The organism is Rothia aeria (assembly GCF_016726365.1).
Lineage (GTDB): Bacteria > Actinomycetota > Actinomycetes > Actinomycetales > Micrococcaceae > Rothia > Rothia aeria.
In genome coordinates this window covers 284,152-309,650 of the sequence record NZ_CP068102.1, presented here as the reverse complement: position 1 = coordinate 309,650, position 25,499 = coordinate 284,152, and the positions used below count along the sequence as shown (strand labels likewise).

Annotated in this window: 19 protein-coding genes; 13 read left to right on the top strand and 6 right to left on the bottom strand. The window is 54.4% G+C overall.

The genetic code is table 11. The features are described 5' to 3' along the window. Nucleotides 1-28 precede the first annotated feature (28 nt). From I6I94_RS01260 to I6I94_RS01235, 6 genes are all read right to left on the bottom strand, one after another. Nucleotides 29-1,219, bottom strand: coding sequence for a restriction endonuclease subunit S (locus I6I94_RS01260; protein WP_201620787.1), 1,191 nt, complete (start codon nt 1,217-1,219; stop codon nt 29-31). Beyond that, nucleotides 1,219-2,727: a type I restriction-modification system subunit M gene (locus I6I94_RS01255; protein ID WP_128088201.1), complete on the bottom strand. Its 1,509-nt coding sequence runs from the start codon at nt 2,725-2,727 to the stop codon at nt 1,219-1,221. The genes I6I94_RS01260 and I6I94_RS01255 overlap by 1 nt, the downstream gene beginning before the upstream one ends. A 217-nt stretch (nt 2,728-2,944) precedes the next feature. Next, complete coding sequence (locus I6I94_RS01250) at nt 2,945-3,502, bottom strand: NAD(P)H-dependent oxidoreductase (protein WP_023133314.1); 558 nt, start codon at nt 3,500-3,502, stop codon at nt 2,945-2,947. Nucleotides 3,503-3,692: 190 nt separating this feature from the next. Next, nucleotides 3,693-4,487: a slipin family protein gene (locus tag I6I94_RS01245; protein ID WP_006887346.1), complete on the bottom strand. Its 795-nt coding sequence runs from the start codon at nt 4,485-4,487 to the stop codon at nt 3,693-3,695. A gap of 268 nt (nt 4,488-4,755) precedes the next feature. Further along, nucleotides 4,756-5,568: a transposase gene (locus I6I94_RS01240; RefSeq protein WP_037234512.1), complete on the bottom strand. Its 813-nt coding sequence runs from the start codon at nt 5,566-5,568 to the stop codon at nt 4,756-4,758. A 2-nt stretch (nt 5,569-5,570) separates the two neighbouring features. Next, entirely contained in the window at nt 5,571-7,982 is a 2,412-nt protein-coding gene (locus tag I6I94_RS01235) for a nitric-oxide reductase large subunit (protein WP_006887179.1), read from the bottom strand. A gap of 444 nt (nt 7,983-8,426) precedes the next feature. Between I6I94_RS01235 and I6I94_RS01230 the strand changes: the two genes are divergently transcribed. From I6I94_RS01230 to I6I94_RS01170, 13 genes are all read left to right on the top strand, one after another. Continuing rightward, nucleotides 8,427-9,107 (top strand): lysophospholipid acyltransferase family protein, encoded by a 681-nt coding sequence (locus I6I94_RS01230; RefSeq protein ID WP_128087739.1) that lies wholly within the window; start codon nt 8,427-8,429, stop codon nt 9,105-9,107. 90 nt (nt 9,108-9,197) lie between these two features. Then, nucleotides 9,198-11,177 (top strand): excinuclease ABC subunit UvrC, encoded by a 1,980-nt coding sequence (gene uvrC / locus I6I94_RS01225; RefSeq protein WP_201620786.1) that lies wholly within the window; start codon nt 9,198-9,200, stop codon nt 11,175-11,177. Between the two features lie 71 nt (nt 11,178-11,248). Further along, entirely contained in the window at nt 11,249-12,133 is an 885-nt protein-coding gene (gene rapZ, locus I6I94_RS01220) for an RNase adapter RapZ (RefSeq protein ID WP_201620785.1), read from the top strand. Then, on the top strand, nt 12,133-13,197 hold the full coding sequence (locus I6I94_RS01215) for a gluconeogenesis factor YvcK family protein (protein WP_128087740.1): 1,065 nt from the start codon (nt 12,133-12,135) through the stop codon (nt 13,195-13,197). The genes rapZ and I6I94_RS01215 overlap by 1 nt, the downstream gene beginning before the upstream one ends. Before the next feature lie 124 nt (nt 13,198-13,321). Then, on the top strand, nt 13,322-14,338 hold the full coding sequence (gene whiA, locus I6I94_RS01210; protein WP_128087741.1) for a DNA-binding protein WhiA: 1,017 nt from the start codon (nt 13,322-13,324) through the stop codon (nt 14,336-14,338). 412 nt (nt 14,339-14,750) lie between these two features. Further along, on the top strand, nt 14,751-15,755 hold the full coding sequence (gene gap / locus I6I94_RS01205) for a type I glyceraldehyde-3-phosphate dehydrogenase (protein ID WP_006887191.1): 1,005 nt from the start codon (nt 14,751-14,753) through the stop codon (nt 15,753-15,755). Nucleotides 15,756-15,884: 129 nt separating this feature from the next. Next, nucleotides 15,885-17,108, top strand: coding sequence for a phosphoglycerate kinase (locus tag I6I94_RS01200; RefSeq protein WP_128087742.1), 1,224 nt, complete (start codon nt 15,885-15,887; stop codon nt 17,106-17,108). Nucleotides 17,109-17,383: 275 nt separating this feature from the next. Then, a complete protein-coding gene (tpiA, locus tag I6I94_RS01195) occupies nt 17,384-18,160 on the top strand; it encodes a triose-phosphate isomerase (protein WP_006887348.1) in 777 nt (258 codons plus the stop codon). 344 nt (nt 18,161-18,504) lie between these two features. Then, nucleotides 18,505-20,160 (top strand): BCCT family transporter, encoded by a 1,656-nt coding sequence (locus tag I6I94_RS01190; RefSeq protein ID WP_006887200.1) that lies wholly within the window; start codon nt 18,505-18,507, stop codon nt 20,158-20,160. Between the two features lie 326 nt (nt 20,161-20,486). Further along, nucleotides 20,487-20,912 (top strand): hypothetical protein, encoded by a 426-nt coding sequence (locus tag I6I94_RS01185; RefSeq protein WP_006887308.1) that lies wholly within the window; start codon nt 20,487-20,489, stop codon nt 20,910-20,912. 152 nt (nt 20,913-21,064) lie between these two features. Then, nucleotides 21,065-21,313, top strand: coding sequence for a preprotein translocase subunit SecG (gene secG, locus I6I94_RS01180; protein WP_280928063.1), 249 nt, complete (start codon nt 21,065-21,067; stop codon nt 21,311-21,313). Nucleotides 21,314-21,512: 199 nt separating this feature from the next. Next, the gene (locus I6I94_RS01175; protein ID WP_201620784.1) at nt 21,513-22,892 is read left to right on the top strand and encodes an SWIM zinc finger family protein; all 1,380 of its coding nucleotides are present in this window, start codon (nt 21,513-21,515) and stop codon (nt 22,890-22,892) included. 65 nt (nt 22,893-22,957) lie between these two features. Next, nucleotides 22,958-25,474, top strand: a complete 2,517-nt coding sequence (locus I6I94_RS01170; RefSeq protein WP_201620783.1) for a DUF6493 family protein — start codon at nt 22,958-22,960, stop codon at nt 25,472-25,474. Nucleotides 25,475-25,499: the final 25 nt, after the last annotated feature.

The following is a 25,499-nucleotide window of genomic DNA, read 5'->3' as shown; positions in this document are numbered from 1 at the left end:
CTAATGAACGACTTTCCTTAAGGGAATATTAATTATTATTATTGCCTCCTATGAAATTGTATAAATAATATTGTAGTGAATTATAAAGTACTTCATTATCCTTTAGTGTTTTATATATATAATTTCGGAACTTTTCAATTTTATTTATTTTATAGGAGAAATTGGAAAGTATTTCTTTAGGGATACTAGGAATGGGGATATTTTTTAGCTCTGTGGCATTTATATTTGCTTGATTGACTGCTGATTTTGCCATTTTTTGACGTAGGGATTTTCCGTAGGTGCTATTTAAATACGTAGCTACAAACTCTGCATAGTGCGGATTTTTATAGCGAACCCGTATTAGATATCCAGCATAAGCTAAAGGAATGTTAGATTTAATTACTGCTGATTTTCCCACTTTTTCCTTACTGTTCGTTCGATTAAAGAGCATATCATTGATTGCAACAGTATATTTAGGGATTTCAGACTCTTTTATATCTTGATATTTTAAATCTGTTAAATCTAGATGGCCATTATCTGTTATGTTCCCCATGCGAAGTACAGGATATTTCCCAGTATCTCCAGATTTGGTGGAGGTTCCGTACTGGGTTGAGAGTGCAATATCTCCAATAGTTGTCATTGGATATTTCTTGCTCCACTTATCTGGAGATCCGAAAAAATCAACAAAAATAGAATAGGATAGCTCATCAAGGGCGGCGAGCTGGCGTTCGCGTGCCTCTTGGATCGATTTTGCCTTATCTAGAATAGAAACAATACGCTTTTGCTCTTCCAATGGGGGAAGTGGAAGTACAATACTCTCAACAACCTTTTTAGATATTTCCTTAAATGTTGCCCCATTGCCCATAGATTGAATATAATATTTATTTGCGGATAGCCAGTAATATAGATATTTTGGGATTACATCATTAGTGGGAATAATACTTTTGAAACCTTGATTCGTCGCCATAGGAGTAGTATTAATAGCAACATGCCCAATAGGAGCGCGTGAAGATAATAGAACTGAATTCTCCGGCAATATTGATGTTGCACAGCTTGCCTTGCCGGACTCGGTAATAGTTCGTTCGGTTGAATCTATATAGGCTGATTCTAACCTGCTTAAATCTTTAGGCGTCGCCCAATATATATCGCCGCCCCAATATTCAGGAACACTGGTTTTAGGTGTTGCACCAGAAATAACTTGCCCAATATCCCCTAGCTTCACCATACGTACGTCGCTCATTAGCTCAACAACTCCTTTAGCTCCGCCATAGAAACACGAATCTGTTCATCCAGCTCCTCTAGCTCGGCAATAATTTCGGCGGGGGAGCGGTACTCCACCTCTTCGTACTGTATCTCCTTGTACCGATTCAGCGACAGGTCATAACCTTGCTCCGCAATCTCGCTTTTCGGCACGCAGAATGACTGCTCGGTGCGTGCACGCTCACGCTCAGCCTTAGCCGCCTGCTCATCGTCCCCACGTAGCGTATTCCACCGCTTCAAAACATCAGGCAGATCGTTTGCCTTTACGGGTGCACGCTTATCATCCAGGCTAAACCCGTCAGCCTGCACATCATAAAACCACACATCATCCGTGCCGCCCGAATTCGTTTTTGTGAAAAACAAAATCGCTGTAGAGACACCCGCATACGGCTTAAAAACGCCCGACGGCAGGCTCACCACCGCATCCAGCTTCTGATCCTCAACCAGCATCTTCCGCAGCTTCTTATGCGCCGTTGATGAGCCAAACAGCACACCATCCGGCACAATCACCGCCGCCCGGCCACCCGGCTTAAGTAACCGCAAAAACAGCGCCAAAAACAACAGCTCCGTCTTCTTCGTCTTCACCGTGGACTGCAAATCACGTGCCGTCTGCTCATAATCCAGAGACCCTGTAAACGGAGGATTAGCCAAAATTAACGAATACTTCTCAGACTCACCCGCTGCCCCTTCGGACAGCGAATCCCGGTACTCCACCAGCGGGTTCTTCACCCCGTGCATCAGCAGATTCATACTCGCAATACGCAGCATCGTCGAATCGAAATCAAAACCATGGAACATGTCATGGTGGTAGTGGCGTAACACCGCTGCATCCGTCAACTCCTGAGCAGAATGCTTACGCACATACTCATTTGCCGCCACCAAGAACCCAGCCGTACCACATGCCGGGTCACAAATTGTATCAGCCGCTGCAGGGGCCACCATATCAACCATCAGGTGAATAATATGGCGGGGCGTACGAAACTGCCCATTCGTCCCAGAGGCAGCAATCTTCGAAAGCATATACTCATAAATATCGCCATTCGTATCCCGATCATCCATCGGAATAGCAGAAAGCGGATCAACCACCTTCGCCAACAGCGCCGGGGTAGGAATCGTAAAACGAGCCTCACGCATATGCTGGGTGTAGCTCGAAGACTCACCACCAAGGCGGGCCCCCAACCCCTTAATAAACGGGAACACCCCGTTTGCCACCGTCTCATACATAGTCGTCGGAGACTCATTCTTAAAATTATGCCAACGCAGATGCTCCTCACTCGACCGGAACACGGGATCCTTGAGAGCATAATCAGGGTTAACTCTTCTCATAGCAGACACCTGCTCCTCCTGGCGCAGCTGCTCATCATCGAGAAAACGCACAAAAAGAAGGTAGGTGATCTGCTCCATCACCTCAAGCGGATTAGAAATACCACCCGACCAGAACGAATCCCAGATCCGGTCAATCTTGCTCTTAATATCTCCGGTAATCACAGAAACTAATTGTACCGTCACCCAACCCGAAACACCCCCGCCGCCGTCGCCACCGTGCTTATACAATACCCCAGTCGCGCACTTGCCGTATTAGGTTTATTGCTTTGGGTAAACGAAAGAAGCCCCTTCGCCCGAATCAAACAGCGGAACGTGTGTACCGTTTGGATTCGGGGGAAGAGGCTTCTTTCCCCTCAATACCACAGGGGAGAGGCTGCTACTAACCCTGCTGCAGGGTCTCCAGCACAGCTATCAGCTTCTTACCGTGCTCAACACCAATAGCATGAACAGCCTCAGTGTTACCCGGGTCGCTCGTGGTGCCGTAGCTAAACAGCGGCTCAAGCAGCTGCATACCAGTGAACGCCGCAGTGTTCGCGTAGTCGGCAAAGGCCGGGGGCAGCTCGCTCGGCAGCATGTTCTGGTAAATATCTTCAGCGGCGCCAGCAGTTGCCGAGAGCAGGAACTTCTTACCCTGCAAAGCGGTACCATCAGTGCCGTATGCAAAACCGTACTCGAACACGTCATCAATCCACTGCTTCAACAGTGAAGGCACCGAATACCAGAACACCGGGAACTGCAGCACCAGAACATCATGCTCCACTAGAGCCTTCTGCTCAGCTGCAATATCAAACTTGCCGTTCACACGAGTTTTATCCAACTCACGCACAGTCACAGCATCACCAAAACGCGCTTTAACTGCTTCAAGGGCTGTTTTGTTCGCGGTGGACTCTGGCAGGTTAGGGTGGCCCGAGACGATGAGGATCTTAGACATGTTCATTCCAATCTAGAGAGAAGTAAACAGAAGTAAAAAACTTCTGACGTTAAGCATAACCTGCAATAGTTACTTTTATATTGCTGCATCTACGCTCACAGTGGAACCGCGCAAAAAGCCCGAGGCGGTTCGGTCCACCCTATCAAGAAACAGGGCAGAAAACCACTTCGGGCTTCAACGGAATAACTGCAGAAAGCTACTTCTTATCCGTAGAATTCTCGCCTGTGGCACCCTTTAAGGCGCCCATAAGCGGCCCCACAATATCCAGCGGAAGCGGGAACACCACCGTCGAGTTCTGGTCGGCGCCCAGCTCCAGCAGGGTCTGCAAATATCGCAGCTGCAAGGAGGCAGGAGAGGCGCTCAGAATATCGGATGCCTCCTTCAGCTGTGAGGAAGCCTCAAGCTCACCACGAGCCGAAATGATCTTTGCGCGGCGCTCACGCTCAGCCTCAGCCTCACGAGCCATTGCGCGCTGCATGGCCTCAGGAATCTCAATATCCTTGATCTCAACCAGCTCGACTTTAATACCCCACGGGCGGGTGCGTGAATCAATAATGCTCTGCAAATCCGCGTTCAAATCATCGCGGTGCGCCAGCAGCGTATCAAGGTCCACGCGGCCCAGCAGCGAACGCAGCGTAGTCTGAGCAATCTGCGAGGTGGCAATCGGGTAGTTCTCCACCTTCAGCACAGCATCTTTCGCGTCGACCACACGGAACAGCACCACAGCATTCACACGGGCCGGAACGTTATCTTTAGTGATAACCTCCTGCGGGGGAATAGTAAGAGTAATCACACGCATATCTACACGCTGCAACGAGTCAATCAGCGGGATCACCATATTAATACCGGGCTTCAGCTCAGAACGCAGATGGCCGAAACGGAACGAAATGCCGCGCTGATATTCAGGAATTACCCGAAGCGTGCGAATAATCAAAAACGCAAGAATCAGGATAATCGGGATAACGATCGAAAGAATAGTGAGAGAATCCATGGTGTCCTCTAAAAATTGTGTCTAACAAGGCCGCAGGAATGGCCCGCATAGGTGCTTTAGACAATGTGTTGAGTTGTTAATAATCGCAGGATACAACCACCGGTGGGTGCACCTCAAACCTGTTTTAACCATACCGGCCACAATCACAGAACGTAAGGGCGCCCACTCCCATATGTTCAAGCTTTAGCCCGGAAATAAGAGGATGCGCTTCCCGGCCTGCGCGTCGCATGCAACAGCACGCGCAGGCCGGGGTGCACATCCAGTCAACCTAACTATTTGCTTCTTCGAGGTTTTGCTCCTGAATAACCTCAGCTGTGGTCTTATGCAGACGCGGGGTAGAAGTTCCCTCGCCGCTCCAAGCTGGCCGATCAGGATCAATAGTTGATGACGGACGCACCGGCAGCTGGGCCGAAGCGATCATCTGTTTACGGGCGTCATCGGTGCGGCGTTTGCGCTCATTGCCCACGCCGCCCCACTTCGCAGCGAACCGGTCAATCTTTGTAGCAACCGATTCGTCCGCGCTTGAACCCGGAATATGCTTCGGGTCGGCCGCGAAGTTCTCGGGTGAGCGGATGAGCTTAATCGCCAGCGGGTACGTCAACGACAGACAGACTACCACCGCAGCCAGCTCAATGAGCAGCTCAATGGGGGAGTGCCATCCGAAAGCAGCCGCAACCATAATGACCGGGCCGAATAATGCCACCGCAACCGCCAGACCACGGTGGAATTTCCCCGACTCCGAATACGGCCACTCATCAACCTCGCGGGTGAGTTCACGCCCGTTCGATGAGACAGTGCAGGTGTCCTTAATGGGGCAGGTGTTGCATACGCTGGGCTTAGCCCGGTAGCGCATCACACGGTTATCCGTGTCAAACGCTACCGGCCACAGCCACTGGTCTTCCGGGCACAGCCAAGCGTCATTACTTTCGTGGTAGGTGAACCCGAACGTTCGGGACGCCACAAAACGCTGACTGGTGCGTTTCGCGAGGATATCGAAACCCCAGCCGACGGCGACCAGACCCAGCGCGTACACGCAGGCCAGCCACACCATCATCGAAACCCCGGCAAACTGTTCAGGCATCATCAGCCTCGGCGATCACTACGGTAGGGGCTGGTCTGCTCGGGCAGCTCGTCGGCAGCTTTAGCGCCAGCGAACTCGGCGATACGAGCGTCATCAACCATCTCGTACAGCGGCGGCTCGGGCAGCTCAAGCACAGTCTCCTTATTCTTCGGTGCGAAGTAGGAGGTGATGCCCAGCCACGCCAGCTTAATCAGCGGCAGAATACCAGCCAGGAAAATCACATCGCCCGGCATGCGCAGCCAGTCCATGATCAGGTTGGCATCGGACTGAATGTACGCCAGCGAACGAGCCTCATAGTAGCCCTGACCAACCGAGTGGTACAGCTGAGCCACGCCCAGCGGCAGCAGCGAAATGAACACCATCCAGATCAGGCCGATATTCAATGCCCAGAATGAGAACTTCACGCCCTTCTCAGGCCACTTGTTCTCGGGGATCAGGTACCGCAACGCAAACACTGCGAAGGCCAGCGCCAGCATGCCGTACACACCCATCATGGAGCCGTGTGCGTGGTTTGCGGTCAGCGCCGTACCAATCTCGAAGTACGAAACGATCGGCAGGTTGATCAGGAAGCCAAACACACCAGCACCCAGGAAGTTCCAGAAGCCCACGGCGATCAGGAACATCACAGCCCAACGGTGCGGGAACGGCTTGGTGCGGTTGGAGTACTGGCGAGCACCCAGCTGCATGAAGCCCCACGCCTCAACGGTCAGGAAGGTCAGCGGAATAACCTCTGCTGCTGAGAAGAACGCACCGAATGCCATCTGCTCAGACGGGGTACCCGCAAAGTAGGTGTGGTGCATGGTGCCGACCACACCACCGGCGGAGTAAAGCACAGCGTCCATCATGATGATGGAGATTGCGATACGCTCACGCACCACGCCCAACAACACGAAGATGTAGGCGACCATCACAGTGGTGAAGAGCTCAAGGAAATCCTCAACCCACAGGTGCACCACCCAGAAACGCCAGAACTCGGCGACTGAGAAATGGGTGCGCTGACCAGCGAGCATACCCACAGCGTAGAACATGGGGATTGCCAGGCCTGAGAAGAGGAACAGCCACGGCATGGAGGTCTTCTTCCCGGTCTTCAAACGCGAGCTGAGGGTACGCCACACGATCACAATCCAGATGAACATGCCTGCGGTGAGCAGAATCTGGAAGAAGCGCGGCAAATCAAGGTATTCCCACTGCTGCGAGAAGATTGAATTCTCAGGCACCCAGCCCTTTTGCGAAAGCCACTCGTTCAGCAGCGAGCCGAGCACCACGAACACCACTGCCACGAACAGGATAACGGTCAGCAACCCCTGTTTCTTCGGCTCTTTGCGGGTAATGAGCGGGGCGATAAAGATACCGCCTGCCAAGAACGCCGCAGCAGTCCAGAAGAGGGAGAGCTGCACGTGCCATGTTCGGGAGACGGTGTAGGGGATAAGCTGCCCCATATCAATCCCGAAGAAGCCTGTGAGCTCCACACGGTAGTGCTCGGTAAGAGCACCCACAAGAGCTTGTAGCAGGAACAGCACCAAAATAGTAATGAAGAACAGCCCGGCCGCCTTCTGCGAGGGGGTCAGGCGCACCTCGTCGGGCTGGCGGAAGTCCAGCACGGGTGCCTCCTCACCATGCCAGCCGATGGTGCGGGACCAGCGGCCATAGATGGCGAACATTAAGCCGGTACCGCCCACCAGTGCGATCAGCGACAGCGCCGACCAGACCATCAGGTCTGCGGTGGGTTTGTTGTCTACATTGGCTTCTGCGGGCCAGTTATTGGTGTAAGTGTAATCCTGGTTGGGACGCTCAGCGGCTGAAGCCCACGCGGTCCAGCCAAAGAACGCTACAAGGTCATGCAATTCTTCTTCGCTCTTAATAGCGTTGGGGAACAAGCCCTGAGAGGTATTATCCTTGGTGAGCGTATCCCTATAGTGGTTGACCATCTGGTCAAACCCCTTGGTCTGCCCCGCCGTCCAGTTCAGAGTCTTGCTGGACTCGTCGTACTTGTTTTCCTTGCGCCACTCGTTTTTAACGAGCTCACGGGGCTCTTGCTTACCCTCTTCCCTGTATTGTTTGACGGCAGCGTCCGTAGTCAGGCGCAGGTATTCCGCCGTGAAGTCCGGGCCGATGTATGCACCGTGGCCGAGAACCGATCCGTACTGCTGCAGGCCGCGGCTCTGGTAGAGCTCCTGACCGTGCTGGATCTGTTCTGCGGTGGCGATTACCTTGCCGTCGTTGCCGATGATTTTATCAGGCAGCGGCATGGAGAGCGCATAGGTGCGCATCGCCAGGATTGCCATAATGGTAAAGCCCAGGAGCATCACAAATGCAACGGCCTGTACCCAGCCTTTACCGGCGTAGGCACCGACCGCGTCCGTGCGGCGGGTGACCTTGGCAATCTCCTCGCGCGTTACGGGTTTCTTAGCCATATTGTATGTCTCCAGTGTGCGTATATTTTTGTGATTCGAGTGGGCTCGTTTGGAGAGGCTCGACAGGCGAGCACAACTAGTCCACCCGTTTTTATTCTTGCATTACAAATACTTATTTAGAAAATTTTAGTGACACTATGTCGAGAATGTGAAGTTAATTGCATAATAACCTTTAGAGATGCTGTGGGCTAAATTATTACGCTCATTAGGCAGCGTTGGACGCCCCTAAGTACACAGCCTGCAGTGCCCAGCCAACAGCTGACAAAGTTCTGTAGGGAGCCCCCAATATAGCCCCATTTTTCAATATAAACGTATCCGGCACAGGGTCCCCATCGAAAACATGTCACTAAACGTCATAATAACCCCATGAACGTACTGAAAAGCTGCGGCACTGTGGAATAATGAGAAGGCAGGTAGGAGGCATCCCCTAGGAGTCACACATTTATGGTTTTCTACAAACTCAGCCAAAAAACCGTTACCGGGCTATTACGCTCGGTTTTTCGTGCACGAGTCACAGGCCTTGACCGCTTCCCCAAAACCGGCCCCGTGATTGTTGCCTCCAACCACCTATCGTTCCTAGACTCCATCATTATTTCCGCAATGATGCCCCGCCGCGTGGCTTTCCTCGCCAAAGCCGAGTACGTTAACACCCCCGGTATCCGTGGTAAAGCCATGAAAGCATTCTTTGAGACCGTCGATATTATCCCGGTGAACCGGTCAGACCGTTCAGAATCCCTCAAAGCACTTGATATTGCGCTAGAGAAACTGAACGAAGGCAAAGTTTTTGGCATCTACCCTGAAGGCACACGCTCCCGTGACGGCTACCTCTACAGAGGGAAAATTGGTGTGGCCTGGCTGGCCCATATGACGGGTGCGCCCGTAGTCCCGGTAGGGCTGATCGGCACCGACCGGCTTCAGAAACCTGGGTCAAACATGGTGTACCCGCACCGGTTCACGATCCGCGTGGGTGAACCCATGTGGTTCGAAAAAACAGGGGAGCAGATGACCGGTAAACAACGCCGCCAAACCACCAACCAGATTATGGACGAAATCGCCCAACTTTCGGGGCAAGCACGAAAGGACGAATACAATATTTCGCCCTCTGCTGAGCGTGACGCCGGGTAAGGTACCCTGCGCCAAAGGCGAGTAAACTTAACCGCGCATCCGCAAAACCCGGCGGATGCGCGGCTTAACGTTTAAGCAACAGGAGGCTATGTGGCAGACCCGCGTTCGTACCGCCCCGCAGCGGGTGATATCCCCACGGAGCCGGGAGTGTACCGTTTTCGGGACGAACACGGCCGTGTAGTGTACGTGGGGAAAGCAAAAAATCTGCGTAACCGCCTCAATAGTTATTTCGCTGCCCCTGAACGCTTAGCCCCTAAAACCTACGCCATGGTGCACACCGCCACCAGCGTAGAGTGGACGGTAGTCGGCAGCGAACTGGAATCGCTGCAGCTTGAATACACCTGGATTAAGGAATATAAGCCACGTTTTAATATCGCCTTCCGTGACGATAAATCCTACCCCTACCTTGCGGTCACCATGCGCGATAAGTTCCCGCGTGCACAAGTAATGCGTGGCGACCGTAAAAAAGGCGTGCGGTACTTCGGACCCTACTCGCAGGTGTGGGCAATCCGTGAGACGCTGGATGCGCTACTGCGGGTGTTCCCGGTGCGTACCTGCTCACCAGGAGTATTTAAACGTGCCGAAGCATCAGGGCGCCCCTGCCTGCTGGGATATATCGATAAATGCTCCGCACCCTGCGTAGGGCGCATTAGTCCCGAAGAGCACCGCAACCTAGCGGACGGGTTGTGCCGTTTCATGGCCGGTGGAGCCGAAAAATTTATTGCAGAGCTCACCACGGACATGAAAGATGCTGCAGCCAATATGGACTTTGAACGTGCAGCCGTACTGCGTGATGACATCGTGGCACTTACCAAAGCTTTTGAACGTAACGCGGTGGTTCTGAGCGACTCAACAGACGCTGACCTGTTCGCCTTCGTACAAGACGAACTGGAAGCGGCAGTGCAGGTGTTCTTCGTGCGTGGCGGGCGTATCCGCGGTCAACGCGGCTGGATTGTTGAAAAAGTAAACGACGGCAGCGAAGGTGAACTCATTGAACAGCTTCTCGTCCGGTTATATGGTGAAGCCGCCGCACACGTGGCGAGCGCATCCAGCACCCTGGCCGAAGAGACAGACGCGAACCGTCACGAGATTCCCCGCCAAATCCTGGTGCCGGTACTGCCGGATAACACCGAGCAGCTGCGTGAGTGGCTTTCTGGTGTGCGCGGGGCGAAGGTAAGTATTGCGGTGCCGCAACGCGGCGATAAGGCCGAGCTGATGAAAACTGTTGCCGAGAACGCCCGCCACTCACTGGCTCTGCATAAGAGCCGCCGGGCTGGGGATATTACCACCCGCTCCGCTTCGCTCGTTGAGCTGCAGGAAGCTCTGGAACTTCCCGAACCTCTGATGCGCATTGAGTGCTACGACATTTCGCACGTGCAAGGAACGAACGTGGTGGCCTCTATGGTGGTGTTTGAGGATGGCCTGCCCGCTAAAAGTGCTTACCGTAAATTCTCGGTTAGTGGGGATGCCGCACGGGATGATACCGCCAGCATGTATGACGTAATAACTCGCCGTTTTAAGAGGTATCTCACCGAGCAGCAGCAGCGTGCGCAAGCAGGCCCGCAGCGTTCGGGGGAGGTAGCTTCAGATGCGCATGCGCAGGAGCCAGCGAAGTTCGCGTACCCCCCGAACCTGGTGTTGGTTGATGGCGGCCCGCCGCAGGTGGCGGCCGCCCAGGCTGCGCTGAGCGATTTAGGCGTGGTGGATGTGCACGTTGCCGGTATCGCTAAACGCCTAGAGGAACTGTGGCTGCCGGATGATGATTTTCCGGTGATTCTGCCGCGTAATTCTCAGGCGCTGTTTTTGGTGCAGCGTATCCGGGATGAGGCGCATCGGTTTGCGATTACGTTCCATCGTTCTAAACGCGGTAAGGCGATGGTTGCCTCCGCGTTGGATGCTGTGCCGGGGCTGGGCCCTGCTAAGCGTGAGGCGCTTATTAAACACTTCGGGTCGTTAAAGAATCTGAAGGCGGCCAGCGCCGATGAACTGACACAGGTGCAGGGGGTTGGGCCGTCGCTGGCTTCGAAGATTAGGGAGCATTTTGACGCGGAGGCTGCTGCCTCAGGATGATGCGGTGACCGTCTAATGCCTGTCTAGTATTATTGGATTACCAACTTACTCGCATCAAAGGGGAACGTAATATGAGCGTTGAGTTACAAGAGCAGAAACCGCAGATTTTGGTGATTACAGGTATATCTGGGGCGGGGCGCAGCACCGTAGCTAACGTACTTGAGGACGAGGGCTGGTATGTGATTGATAATATTCCGCCGCAGATGCTTGAATCGCTGGCGGAACTGGTAACTCGTGACGGTGCTCGTGTGCCGAGGGTGGCTTTGGGTATTGATGTTCGTGCCCGCGCCCTGTTTGATGATCTCCCGGCTGCTATCGACACCCTTCGAAAATCCGATGTAGATTTTTCGATGCTTTTTTTGGATGCTAAAGACGAGACGATTGTGGCCCGGTATGAGGCGCAGCGCCGCCCGCACCCGTTGCAGGGGGAGGGGCGCGTCCTTGATGGTATTCGCGCGGAGCGCACCCTGTTCGAGGTGTTGCGAACAGCATCCGATCATACGATTGACACAACCGGGATGAACGTTCATGAGCTGGCTCGTACAGTACGTGAAATGTTTGCTGAAGGCGCTGACAAAAAGCTGAATCTGAGCGTGATGAGTTTCGGATTTAAATACGGAGCACCCGCAGATGCGAACTATATGGCGGATATGCGGTTCATCCCGAACCCGCACTGGATTCCTGAGCTTCGCCCGCTCACCGGCCTAGACGCACCGGTACGTGACTATGTGCTGCAGAACACCGGTACGGAGGAGTTCATTAGCAACTATCTTGCGGCTTTGCGCCCGGTGCTGGAAGGGTACCGCCGTGAAGGGAAATACTATGCGACTCTTGCGATTGGGTGCACAGGGGGTAAGCATCGGTCGGTTGCCGTGACTGAGGAGATTGCTCGAAGGCTCGGGGAACTGCCCGAAGTAAACGTTAACGTACTGCATCGTGATAAGGGCCGCGAATAATGTCTGAAGGAACGAATACGCCCAGCCACTCTTCGGGTAGCAGCAAGAACGTTCCGAAACTACCGCCGCTTCCCACCCAGGCGTTGCGTCTGCTGAAGACTACCCGCCGGGTGCCTAAAGTGACGGCGCTTGGTGGCGGGCACGGATTGTACGGGTCGCTTTCTGCACTGCGGCACGTTACAACGGATGTGACAGCTATTGTGACGGTTGCCGATGACGGCGGATCGTCAGGTCGGCTGCGGAATGAGATGGGTGTACTCCCGCCTGGGGATTTGCGTATGGCTCTTTCGGCGCTGTGTGATGACACCGATTGGGGGCGTACGTGGAGCGATGTGCTTCAGCATCGGTTCAGCGCCCCGGAGGGGCACACCGGTGAGTTCCCGTTAGACTATCACGCCCTCGGTAACCTGCTGATTGTTACGCTCTGGGAGTTGCTGGGCGATCCTGTGGCTGGCCTGGACTGGGTGGGCGCGCTTCTGAACGCGCGCGGCAGGGTGCTTCCGATGGCTTTGGAGCCGCTGGTGATTCAAGGTATTGTGCTTCGTGAGCACGGCGGAGCTTTTGAGCGGGTGCAGGTGCGCGGGCAGGTGAACCTGGCCCATGAGCCGCAGGTGCATAATATCGAGCTGGTTCCTGCCCAGGCGCGTGCCTGCCCTGAGGCGTTGGCCTCAATTGAGGAGGCAGACTGGGTGGTTCTTGGCCCCGGCTCGTGGCGTACTTCCGTGCTACCACACCTACTACTGCGCGAACAGTGTGAGGCGTTAAGCACAACAAACGCTAAACGGTGCGTGGTCATGAACCTGGCATTGGACGATAAAGAATCCAATGGCCTGGACGCATCCGCTCACCTGAAGCTACTGCAGCAGTATGCCCCCAATCTGCGCCTTGACGTGGTGATCGCTGACCCGAGCAATATGGGTGTGCAAAGCGAATTTGAGGACGCGGCCAGAGAGCTGGGCGCGAAGGTGCTGTGGGCGTCCGTGCGTTCAACCACAAACCCGAATGTGCACGACCCGCTCAAGCTGGCTTCAGCGTACAATGATATGTTTGCTATGCGTTTATAAAACTTTAAGGACGCAGTTAAGACACACACGAGACACACATGCACACGAACGCGGCTATTTGCCGTGTCCCCCGCTTCGAGCGGGTTAGGGCATTGCCCTAATTCTGTTTTGTAAGGAGAGAACAATGGCTCTGACCGCCCTGGTGAAAGAAGAACTTGCCCAATACGAGGCGAGCAAGGCGTCGGTGCGTAAGGCCGAGGTTTCCACTATTTTGCGGTTCACCGGTGCCCTGCATATTGTGGCAGGCCGCATCGTTATTGAATCTGAGGTGGATACCGAGCAGACCGCGCAGCGTATGCAGCAGACTATTGCCGAGATTTACGGACATGAGTCGGAGCTGACGAGTGTTACCGGTGGGGGATTGCGCCGTGGCGGACGCTATATTGTTCGTGTTGACTCCGGGGGAGAGGCACTGGCTCGGCAGACCGGGCTGCTGGATTTGCGGGGCAGGCCGGTGCGTGGTTTACCCCCCGCTGTGCTGAACGGTTCACTGCAGGATGCTGAGGCCGTTATGCGCGGCGCATTCTTGGCGCACGGATCGTTAACGGAGCCTGGCCGTTCATCCGCGATTGAGTTCACCTGCCCCGGCCCGGAGGCGGCGCTCGCGTTGGTGGGCGCGGCCCGGCGTCTTGATGTGATGGCGAAGGCCCGCGAGGTGCGTGGCGTGGACCGGGTGGTGGTGCGTGACGGCGAGACTATCGCCCATCTGCTGGAACGGATGGGTGCCTCGGAGTCGCTGCGTACGTGGCGTGAGCAGCGCACCCGCAAGGAGGTGCGAGCCACGGCGAACCGGCTGGCAAATTTTGATGACGCAAACCTGCGCCGTTCCGCGCAGGCTGCTGTGGCTGCGGGCGCACGGGTGGAACGGGCTCTGCATATTTTGGGTGATGATGTTCCTGAACATCTGAGGTACGCTGGGCAGCTTCGGGTGGCTAATAAGCAGGCGTCGTTGGATGAGTTGGGTCGGTTAGCGGATCCGCCATTGACGAAAGATGCTATTGCCGGGCGTATTCGCCGTTTGCTGGTGATGGCGGATAAGCGTGCACAGGAACTGGGTATCCCCGGTACGGAGCTAAAAGAAGACATTCAGGGAGCAGAGGCCGCTAGGGGTGTCTCTTCTGCCGCCCCCACCGGAGCATAAAACACATGTGCGCACACCGTGGTGCGTGTTTGTTTCCTGCTGCAATGGTGTTTTACTTGTGGTGTTTTACCCGTGGGATTGTGCCCTGATAACCCTAACGGTGATGAGGCTGTGCAGACCTATCACACCCTCATTGTGTTTGTGTTGGAATGCAATTATCCCAACGTGGAGGGCAGGTATAATCCATATAAAACAACAGAAAACAATGGAAAAACAGTCTAAAAGTGACTTGATTCACTAAAAAATCCTACATGAACACACCCAAACACACACGAACTAAGGTATGATTATTACCAACATCAGGCGGTACGCAACCGCGCACCACAGAGCACGGTATGCCTTTGCCATAACCGACCACAAGTCCCGGTGAATGCTGCGGCCGCCGCCCAACGCACTGACAAGGAGAACTTCAGTGACTGTACGTGTAGCAATCAACGGCTTTGGTCGCATCGGCCGCACCTTCTTCCGCGCAGCACGCGAGGAAGGCGTAGGTTTCGAAATCGTCGCCATTAACGACCTTACCAACGTTGATACCCTAGCTCACCTGCTCAAGTACGATTCGATCATGGGTCGTCTGGACGCAGAGGTGGAGGTCAAGGAAAATGCGCTGGTAGTAGATGGCAAGGAAATCAAAATCCTGGCTGAGCGCAACCCTGCTGACCTTCCCTGGAAGGATCTCGGCGTTGACGTAGTGCTCGAATCCACCGGTTTCTTCACCGAGGGCTCCAAAGCGCAGGCGCATATTGACGCTGGTGCAAAGAAAGTTATTATTTCCGCCCCCGGTAAGAACATTGACGGCACCTTCGTGATGGGCGTGAACGACGACCAGTACGACCCCGCCACCCAGCATATTGTTTCGAACGCATCCTGCACCACCAACTGCTTGGCTCCGCTGGCGAAAGTCCTCAACGACTCCTTCGGCATTGAGCGTGGCCTGATGACCACCATCCACGCATACACCGCTGACCAGCGCCTGCAGGATGCCCCTCACTCCGACCTGCGCCGCGCCCGCGCAGCAGCCGTGAACATGGTTCCCACCTCCACCGGTGCGGCAGCCGCTGTTGGCATTGTGCTGCCTGAGCTCAAGGGTAAGCTGGACGGTTTCGCGGTGCGTGTTCCCACCATTACCGGTTCCATCACCGACCTGACTTTCACCACTAACCGCGAGGTTACCAAGGAAGAGGTTAATGCGGCTCTGAAGGCAGCAGCCGAGGGTCCGATGAAGGGCATCATTAAGTACAGCGAAGATCCGATCGTCTCGAAGGATATTGAGGGCGAAGGCATCTCCACCATTTTTGATGCACCGCTGACCAAGGTTATCGGCAACCAGGTGAAGGTTATCGCTTGGTACGACAACGAGTACGGCTACGTAGCACGCCTGGTGATGTTCACCAATAAGGTTGTGGCATCGCTCTAATGCGTCCGCGTGTAAACGTGTAGAGAGAACCCCGGATTCACCGCGTGATTGAGGCGGAGAACCGGGGTTTTCCCATAACAGTCGCTATTATTAAAAGTATCTAAAACCCATTATTAGGAGGATTATCCTATGGCTAAGGCACTGGCAGAACTGCTCGAAGAAGGCGTCGCAGGCCGCCACGTTCTCGTTCGCTCCGACTTGAACGTTCCCCTTAAAGATGGCGTGGTGACCGACGACGGTCGCGTGCGTGCTTCCCTGCCCGTTATTGAAAAACTTGCTAAGGCTGGCGCTCGCGTGATCGTAACCGCACACCTCGGACGCCCCAAGGGCCAAGTGGATCCGCAGTATTCCATCGCTCCTGCCGCTGCACGTTTAGCCGAGCTGGCTTCCGTACCCGTACAGGTGGCTACCGATCTGGTGGGTGAAGATGCAAAGGCTAAATCAGCAGCCCTGAAAGACGGCGAAGTGCTGGTACTGGAAAATGTGCGTTATGACGCCCGCGAAACCTCGAAGGATGATGCAGAACGTGGCGCATTTGCCGATGAGCTAGTGGCGCTGACCGGGCAGAACGGCGCATATGTTGATGACGCGTTCGGGGCGGTACACCGTAAGCACGCCTCCGTGTACGACGTAGCCAAGCGTCTGCCTGCCTACTTGGGCGATCTGGTGAAGAAAGAAGTGGACGTTTTGGCGAAAACTTTGAACAACCCCGAGCGTCCCTTCGTGGTTGTCATGGGTGGTGCGAAGGTATCCGATAAGCTTGCTGTTATCGACAACCTTATCGGCAAGGCCGACGCTATTCTCATTGGTGGCGGCATGGGCTACACCTTCGCTTACGCGCAGGGATACAAGGTCGGTAAGTCGCTGCTGGAGAAAGATCAGGTAGAGACCGTGCGGCGTTACCTTGAGACCGCCCCTGCGCAGGGTACTGAGATCGTAACTGCCGTAGACGTGGTGTGGGCCGATGATTTCTCAGCAGACGCTAAGACCGAGATCCGCCCCATTGAAGACCTGGAAGGTGGCGAGCTGGGCGCCGAGGGTGAGGGCCTGGATATTGGCCCGAAGAGCCGTGAACTGTTCGCGGAGAAGATTGAGGCAGCTAAAACCGTCTTCTGGAACGGCCCGGTGGGCGTATTCGAGATTGCCCCCTTCGCGGGTGGTACTGAGGCTGTTGCGAAGGCTCTTGCTGAATCGGATGCTTTCTCCATTATTGGTGGCGGGGACTCGGCATCGGCGATCCGCAACCTAGGGTTCGCTGACGAGCAGTTCGGGCACATTTCCACCGGCGGCGGGGCCTCCCTCGAATACATTGAGGGTAAGACCCTGCCCGGTCTGGACGCACTGGGTGCCTAATCCTCTGCCTCTTGTCTAATATGCCCCGGCTTATTCGCGCGATAGCGAATGGGCCGGGGTTATCTATAGGGCTTAAGCCTTCGGCGGTTCACGGCGTGTATCTGGTAATAGGACAGTCCAGTAATGACCGCTAAGTGCCGACCGGGCAGAAACGCCGCAGTGGTATATTCGGCGGTGAAAATTCGCGATAAACCGTGTATTTACGCGCCAGAAGCACTAAAATAGAGAGTGAACTTTTCCGTAGCTATGCCCTCTTTGGGGATTGGAGCGAATATATGTCGCGTAAGCCGCTTATTGCTGGTAACTGGAAGATGAATCTGAACCATATTGAGGCCGTGACCCTAGTTCAGAAACTAGCCTGGACCCTTGACGACGCGAACTTTGACTTTGATAAGACTGAGGTGGCGGTTTTCCCGCCGTTCACCGACATTCGCTCCGTACAGTCTCTCATTGAAGGCGACAAGTTTAGGATCGAGTATGGTGGGCAGGATATTTCGGCTCACGACTCGGGTGCATACACCGGTGAAATCTCCGGGTCGTTCCTCGCCAAGCTCAACGCCGCATACGTGCTAGTGGGCCACTCTGAGCGCCGTACCTACCATGGTGAAACCGACGAGGTATGCGCTGCCAAAGTGCAGGCTGCGTACCGGCATGAAATCACCCCCGTACTGTGCGTGGGAGAGGGACTTGATATCCGCGAAGCCGGTAACCATGTGACCTACACCCTGGAACAGCTGCGTGGCTCAATTTCTGGTCTGACCGCCGAACAGGCGAAGAGCCTTGTTATTGCCTATGAGCCGGTATGGGCTATCGGTACCGGTAAGGTTGCCACCGCAGAAGATGCACAGGAAATGGCCGCCGCTATCCGCGCGGAGCTGACCAAGCTCTACTCGGCCGATGTTGCCAACCAGGTACGTGTGCTTTACGGTGGGTCGGTCAAGTCCTCCTCAGCTCCTTCGATTATGGAGCAGGCAGACGTTGACGGTGTGCTTGTTGGTGGGGCGTCGCTACAGGCCGATGAGTTTGCGGCTATTGCGCGGTTTGACGCGTAACATCTAAGACAATATCGCCGGTTATCCTCCGCATTCTGCGCGGCGGGGTAACCGGCGATTTTTTATGCCGCACCGGGCAGTGTGGTATAGAAAACACGGAGAAGACCCCGATGATGTCGCGGAAACCTTAAAACGTGGGGTAGAATTCAAATATAAAGATTTCATAAAGAAAAGACTCATACATTCCTTCTTCTCGAAAAAATTTAATATCTAAAATCCCTTTAAAATATTATTTCGTATATTTTGAAGTATTTTCGTGTGCTTTGATTATCTACAATAATTTGGTTTTACAGATGATTTAGCATTTGTTATACTTTTTCTGGAATGTTTTGAGAAGGTGAGATATGAAGTCGCGCAAATATACGTCTGTTTTTATTGGTTCGTTAATTGTTTCATTAATATTGGTGGCTCTGGGTTTTGTCCCAGGTTACGGAGAAGTTTCTAAAAACTGGAGGGCACTGATCGGAACTGACTTCGGTTGGTTTTACCTCCTGCTTGTAACTCTTATCGTATTGGTCTGCGGGTTTTTTGTTTTAAGCCCCATGGGACAAATTAAACTTGGAGAGCCTGACTCAAAACCCGAGTATTCCACCGGTTCATGGATTGCCATGCTTTTCTCGGCTGGTATGGGCATTGGTCTAGTTTTCTATGGTGCTGCCGAGCCGCTTTCACACTTTGCTAACAAAACTCCCCATGCTGCGCCGGGGTCACAGCAAGCAATGGCGGATTCCTTTCAGTTTACGTTCTTCCACTGGGGTATTCACGCCTGGGCTGTGTACGGTATTGTTGCTATGGCTCTGGCATATTTCGGCTTCCGTAAAGAAGAGAAATATCTTCTTTCTGTCACCCTTAAGCCGCTTTTCGGTAAAAAAACCGATGGCTGGCTGGGATATATTATAGATATTGTTACTGTGGTGGCAACTGTTATTGGTGTGGCAACCACGCTTGGTTTCGGCGCTATTCAGATTAATGGTGGATTGAGCTACCTTACTGATAATGCCATTCCTAATAACATGGAAGTACGCACTGTTATTATCGTAGTAACCACTGCTCTCTTTGTGCTCTCAGCTCTTTCGGGACTGGGTAAAGGTATTAAAATCCTTTCAAATCTTAATATGATTCTGGCTATCGCACTTCTGGCGATTGCTATTGCGGTTGGGCCCACTGTCAAAATTTTTGACAATATGACGGAATCCGTCGGCCTGTACATGCAGAACTTTTTCGAGATGAGTTTCCGAACCGCCGCATTTAACGGTGACGAACGCGCCTGGATTGATACCTGGACCGTGTTCTACTGGGCATGGTGGATTTCCTGGTCACCCTTCGTGGGCCTCTTCATCGCCCGCATCTCCAAAGGCCGTTCAATACGTGAGTTTATTACTGTAGTACTTCTGATACCTACCGTCTTAAGCTTCATCTGGTTCTCCGTTTTCGGTACGATGGCTAATACGGTACAGCAGAACGGTCTGGAGAATCTGACGAAACTAGAGGATGAGCAGCTACTGTTCGGCACATTCAAACACTACCCGCTGGGCATGTTAATGTCGATCATCGCAATCATCCTGATCTTCACCTTCTTCATTACCTCGGCAGACTCAGCAACCTATGTGCTCTCAATGCTTTCCGAAGATGGGCGTCTTATCCCCACTAACGGAAAGAAAGTCGTGTGGGGCGTTATCGTCGCGGGTATTGCAACCGTGCTGCTGTACGCTGGCGGGCTAGACGCTCTGCGGAATACGCTGATTATTATTGCGTTACCGTTCGCCGTTGTGATTGCGTTAATCGTGGTGGCGCTAATAGTTGAGGTGTACCACGAGAAGGTACAGATGGGCTTGTCGATCTCGCCTGACCGCTACCCCGAAAAGGGACAGCCGTTCAAGTCGTACGAATCGTACGAAAGCGAAGACGAAGCTGAGAAGTCTATTGAGGATGAGGCGGATACATCTGCTCAGCAGGTAAAACAGGGGAAGAAAACCTCTGAACCTGCGAAGCAGGAATAACCTGCCTTTCGGCTGAGACGTAAAAACATAAAGAGCCCCTGCTCGCTCTGTATTTGACGGGATGTCGTGAAGCGTCCCAATGGTACAGATAGCGGGCAGGGGCTCTTAGCGCAGTAGGTGGGTTCTTGAAATGATCCGGTAATCATAATTATCTCCGCAAGGACAGCTCCACGGTCAAACCAGATACCATAAGCCTAGATAAGGTAGTGCTGCTTCCCCTGCACCCGCTGTTGCGCATCCATCCTATGAGGGAAAGCTGCTCGCGGGTAGCCAAAAAACGGGCGCTGTCCTAAATAACGAGCCGAACACTGGGTAGACTTAAGATCATGGATTCCCTTCTCGCGCCCATTATGATCACCCTCCTGTGCGTCATAGTGTTCATGATTATTCGCAACCGCAAAGTCCCCGCTCCCACTATGCCCGGAGAACCCGGTGCGAGCTACGACCCAACCACACACTATTACGACAGTAAACGTGACGATTTCCTTAACTGGCTTCACGCCCGCACCAGCTCCCCAGAAATCCCGGTGCAGGTGAAACTGCGGGACTGGGTAGACCAGGGATTCTACGCCGAAGACAGCGGCAACTACTGGGGCATCGCCCAGCAGTTCACCTATTACCTGCTAGAAGGCGGGTATGTGCGCGCCTACGACACCGAAGGGAAAGAACTGACCGCCCAGCGTGTGCTGATCGACCGGCCGGATACGCTGCAGCTGACCCCCAGCGAATATCAGCGCCGCACCGCCCGTTAAACTTTTCACCCCCGTACTGTTCAGCTATGCGCAGCATTAGGGGTGACCAATCCGCTAAGGTGGCGTATAGTTAATACGGTATGCCAAACGGCAGATACGAAAATTATTAGTAACCGCCAATCCCAACAGGAAGGTCCACTGTGGAGACCCTCATGACTGTACTCATGGTAATCATCGCGATTACCAGCGTTATTGCCGTGCTTTTGGTGCTCTTAAACCGCGGCCAGGGCGGCGGCCTCTCAGATATGTTCGGCGGCGGCATGACCAGCTCCCTCAACTCCTCAGGTATGGCATCGAAGAACCTGATCCGTCTGACCGTCACCGTCTCCATCATCTGGGTAGCAGCGATTGTGCTCTACGGATTGGCACTACGCTTTAACGGCCAGTATGTGCTCTTCTAACGCTTCAAAGTTTTTTATCCTTAAGCCCCGGCAGGTGAACCAACCCCGCCGGGGCTTCTTCTATGCCAAATCGTTGCCAACACCCACCGCCAGGTAACCGGCGATTATAGTAAGAATGACGAAACCCTGCTTAAAATGTCAGGACGTTCAGGCATAGTAGTATCGTAAAGCTTCTGCACCACCCCTCGGAGGAACCCTCATGGCATACGAACTGGACTACAACTATCTAGGAGCCTCAACGCTGCTGGAACGTGACGGACACCCCGAACTGGCCCTAGCAACCAGCGGCGGCAGCACACCGGAAGGCGCAGCGGCACACCCTTACTTCTTCTCAGGATTCATGGAACGCCCCGACGTGATCGCGGCATCACTGCTGGTGGTCGCACGCGTGGCCCGCACCCGCTACTACACCCCGCCCGGCATGGTCGCCGCCATTTTGCGGGCCGCAGACCCGGTAGTGACCAGCACCCGTGAAGGCCTACGGTTTGAATCCTTTAGCGCCTGCTGCGGTGTCTACGCCCGACTTGACGTAGACTCCTCCGCCCTAGACGCCAGCCACAGCGCCGTGGGCGTGACGAATGTGGACGTGAATCCGCCGCTTCGCACCGCCTTAGCTTCCCTCCGGGCTGGTGAGCCTCTCCACATGGATGTGGGTGATGAGGGGCTGCTGACCACCACTCTAGACGGTGAAGTAATGGAAGATAAAGTGCCCCTGCCAGTGCGCTGGCTCAAAGGGTTCGCCGAAACACAGATGCTCTCATCCCTGATGAAACCCACCCATTCTCTGGACGCGGCAGCAGCCCGCACCTTCATCCAGGGGCTGCCGCGCCAATCCGCCACGAAAAGCGTCATGTGGGCCACCCAGGCAGTGCGTTCACTGAGGCTGGCCACCCGAGCCACCGCCGGGTCGGTGTGCGTGGCCGGGCCGGAGCGGCTGCGGGTGCTTGAACCGCTCATCCGCTTCATGACCCGCCTGGAAGCATACAGTGAACCGGTCACCTCAGGTAACGCCCCGGTAGCGAGCGTGTGGGTGGCCCACTTGCCGGGTGCGCGCCTGAGCATCGGGTTAAGCCCCGAAAAATCACGCGGATTCTCGGGGGAAGGCTCTGTGCTGCAGGCGCTCTCCGACCCGTCAGTTGCTGAAAACGCGGATATGCTCAGCGTGCTTCTCTCCTTTGAGCCGCGTATTGAAGTGCCCGTTATGTCTGCACGCAGCGGACTGAACGAGACGCAAGTACGCGACGCTCTCGCGTTACTGGCATCCTCCGGGCAGGTCGGTTTTGATGTGCAGGCGGGGGAGTACTTCCACCGGCCGCTGCCCGTGCAGGCGGATGCCCTGCAGGCTATGCATCCGCGGCTGGTGGGTGCGCAGAAACTGGTGGACTCCGGCGCGGTGCGGGATGACGAAGGCGGAACGTACCGTGTGCAGTCGCGGGACACGTTCTATACGGTAACCCCCGCCGAGAAAATCGAAGAATACCGGTGCACCTGCCCGTGGTGGGTGAAATACCGGGGCACCCGAGGCCCCTGCAAACATGTACTGGCGGTAAGCATTAAACGTCGTGGCGGGCTGAATTAGCCCGACACCGAACCGTATCCGCAAAAGTCGTGTTTTCCTTGCACACCCGAATACACAAATAGGCAATGATGGACGAGAAGAACTATCCGCAGCGCATGAGCCTTGAAGAACGACGCGCCCGCCTGCGTGAACTCATGAAACGTGACGACGCCACCGTTGAGGAGTATCACGCCATCATAGGCGGGGCTACCGAAGAAGAACGTGTGTCTCTGGCGAAAACCCTTAAACCCGCACAGGTGGTGGACGTCAAAAACTACACCCCGCTCGCTGCTTATGTAGCGGGTGCTCTCATCCGCAAACCTGACGGGTTTACGGGAGCAGAGCGACCTACCCAAAACGCCAGCGCCGCATTCCACCAACTCCTGTGGAATAACCGTAAGGGTGGACAACATCAGGATATTAGGAAATATTTTGTGCTGGGAGCATCCAAACGAAGCGAGGACTGGATTCTAGCGTTTGTGGAATCTATCGCCGAAAGCTGGGCGTACGGGGAGGAAAGCTGGCCTGTATCTCACCAACTGCTGCGGGAACGAAACATCATCTGCGAATCTCCGCAGTATCTTGGGCAGCTCATCAGGAATATTCCACCGGTGCGTGAGGATTCAGCCTACAATCGTGTGGCCGCTCTTAACTTCTTCAAAGATGACCCGCTGTTGCTGGAGCAAGAATTCTGGGCGCTTTTTCGTGTTGAAGGAACAATGCGCGACCACTACTGGACGCTGCTCGGGCCTACCGGCAGTATGCTTACCCTCATGCGTCACATGCAGGACTTCTATGAGGGGTTCCGGGAAAGGGTGCTGGACGAATCGCTACAGTCGCTGACCCGTGATTTCTCGGCCGCGAACAGTAGGGTGTTTCAACAGATCTACCGGGGTATGGAACCCACCGAAGCAGAGAACCTGGAACGAGCCCACGCTCTTATGGCACTGTTGGGGTCTGCACCCTCAACTACTGTAGGTTTGGCGCAAGAAACACTAATGCCTCTGGTAGCTTTGCTGAGCGGTGAACAGGCAGCCCAGCTGGTGGAGGCATCGCAACCGGTGCTGTTCCGGACCGAGAAGAAAGTACTACGCGCCCACCTGAAACTACTGAAGCTACTGGTCAAACACCATCCCGAACTGGCCGGGAAGGTGAGTTTAACAGTCAGTGGGGCGGCCGAAACCATGCCTGTCGATGTGCAGGATACCGCCCGCAAACTTATACTCGCGCACCATAGAAACAATAGTGAGGACGTGAAGCACAAACCAGGCCGAAGCATTAGTATCCCGGATATTACCCCGCACGATGGTGAACCAGGCGAATACTTCACCACCTGCAAACCCCTCACAAGCGATACGGAATTCTTGGAAATCCTTATTGAGCATCTGGAAGGCAACACAGACGGGTTTGACTACCCGCCTCTGCTGTCTTACCTGCAGAAGAACCACACCATTGAGCTGGATAAGGCACAACGGCAGTACGTATACACCAAATACAAGACCCTCCTTGCTAACTCTGCGCTACGGTGCCTAACATATCTTGTTCTCAAGCCGTATCAGCAGGAAGACGGTTTAGACCTGCAGCACACGTACTTTCGGGGATACTACACATCTTCCTTTTACCAGAGGACTGTAACGGGGGAACTGGTTCGAACAGTTCGCACGGCACATAATTACCGTGGGCCGAAGGCTCTCCTTGCAGAGCAAATCGCCAGCCTAGACCCCGATGAAGAAAACCGCACACCATTGGTTGTGGTTCCTCTTCCCGCCCGGAAGGACATATCGTGGGCGCGATCCGAACAGAGGGTCTGCTGGGAGGAAAAAGACGCAACTCCTAAAACCCCCGAAACCCCGTTCGAGCAGGCGGCGCTTAACACCCACGGAACCGTCGAAGAGTATCTGGACCGCAGCGGAGACGGGGAATCCTGGAACATCTGGAATGACGAGGTGGTGCGGTGGTACGCGTGGCTGACCCAGAACAACCCGGATGTGCTGGCGGTACAGTTTCTCCCGCTTGCCTTCGGCGCCGTCTATCAGCCACAGCAGATAGGGCTGCCGAGTCTGTTACAGGCTCTGGGGCATTCCCACCGAGTACTAGGGGCACCCTCGTACACGGTGATCGGGCAGGCTATGGGGGCTCAGCGTCGCGAGTACCGCACTATTGCTGCCGAAGCCATAGCGCTTCTAGCCGAACGGGGCATGCTGGATACTGCCGCGTTCTCGGCAGAACTGTCGTGGCTTCTTACGCAGAAGCACCTGATGACGAATCGTGCAGTTGAAACGCTCACAGATGCGGCATCCATTAGCCCGTTAACGGGGTGGCGCGTCCTGCAAATCCTTGCGGAGATACTGCCTGTGGCAGGTGAGGTTAATCGCGGTGGCTCCCTCGTGCAGCTAGCGGGTCAGCTAGCGGAGGAATACGGTGTAACCATTGAGATACCCGAGGTATTGCGGCCCAAAATGAAAGGTTCGACCGTGCTGGCGAAAAGTCTGCGTGTGCTTGATACATTGCAGCCGCATCCAACGGAGCTTGCGGAGCAGGCCCGAAACCAAGCGCGAGAGATTGTGACGAAGAACGGTGCGGGGCACGCCGAAAAACTTTAGACTGGGAAGAAAACCAGTAATCTAT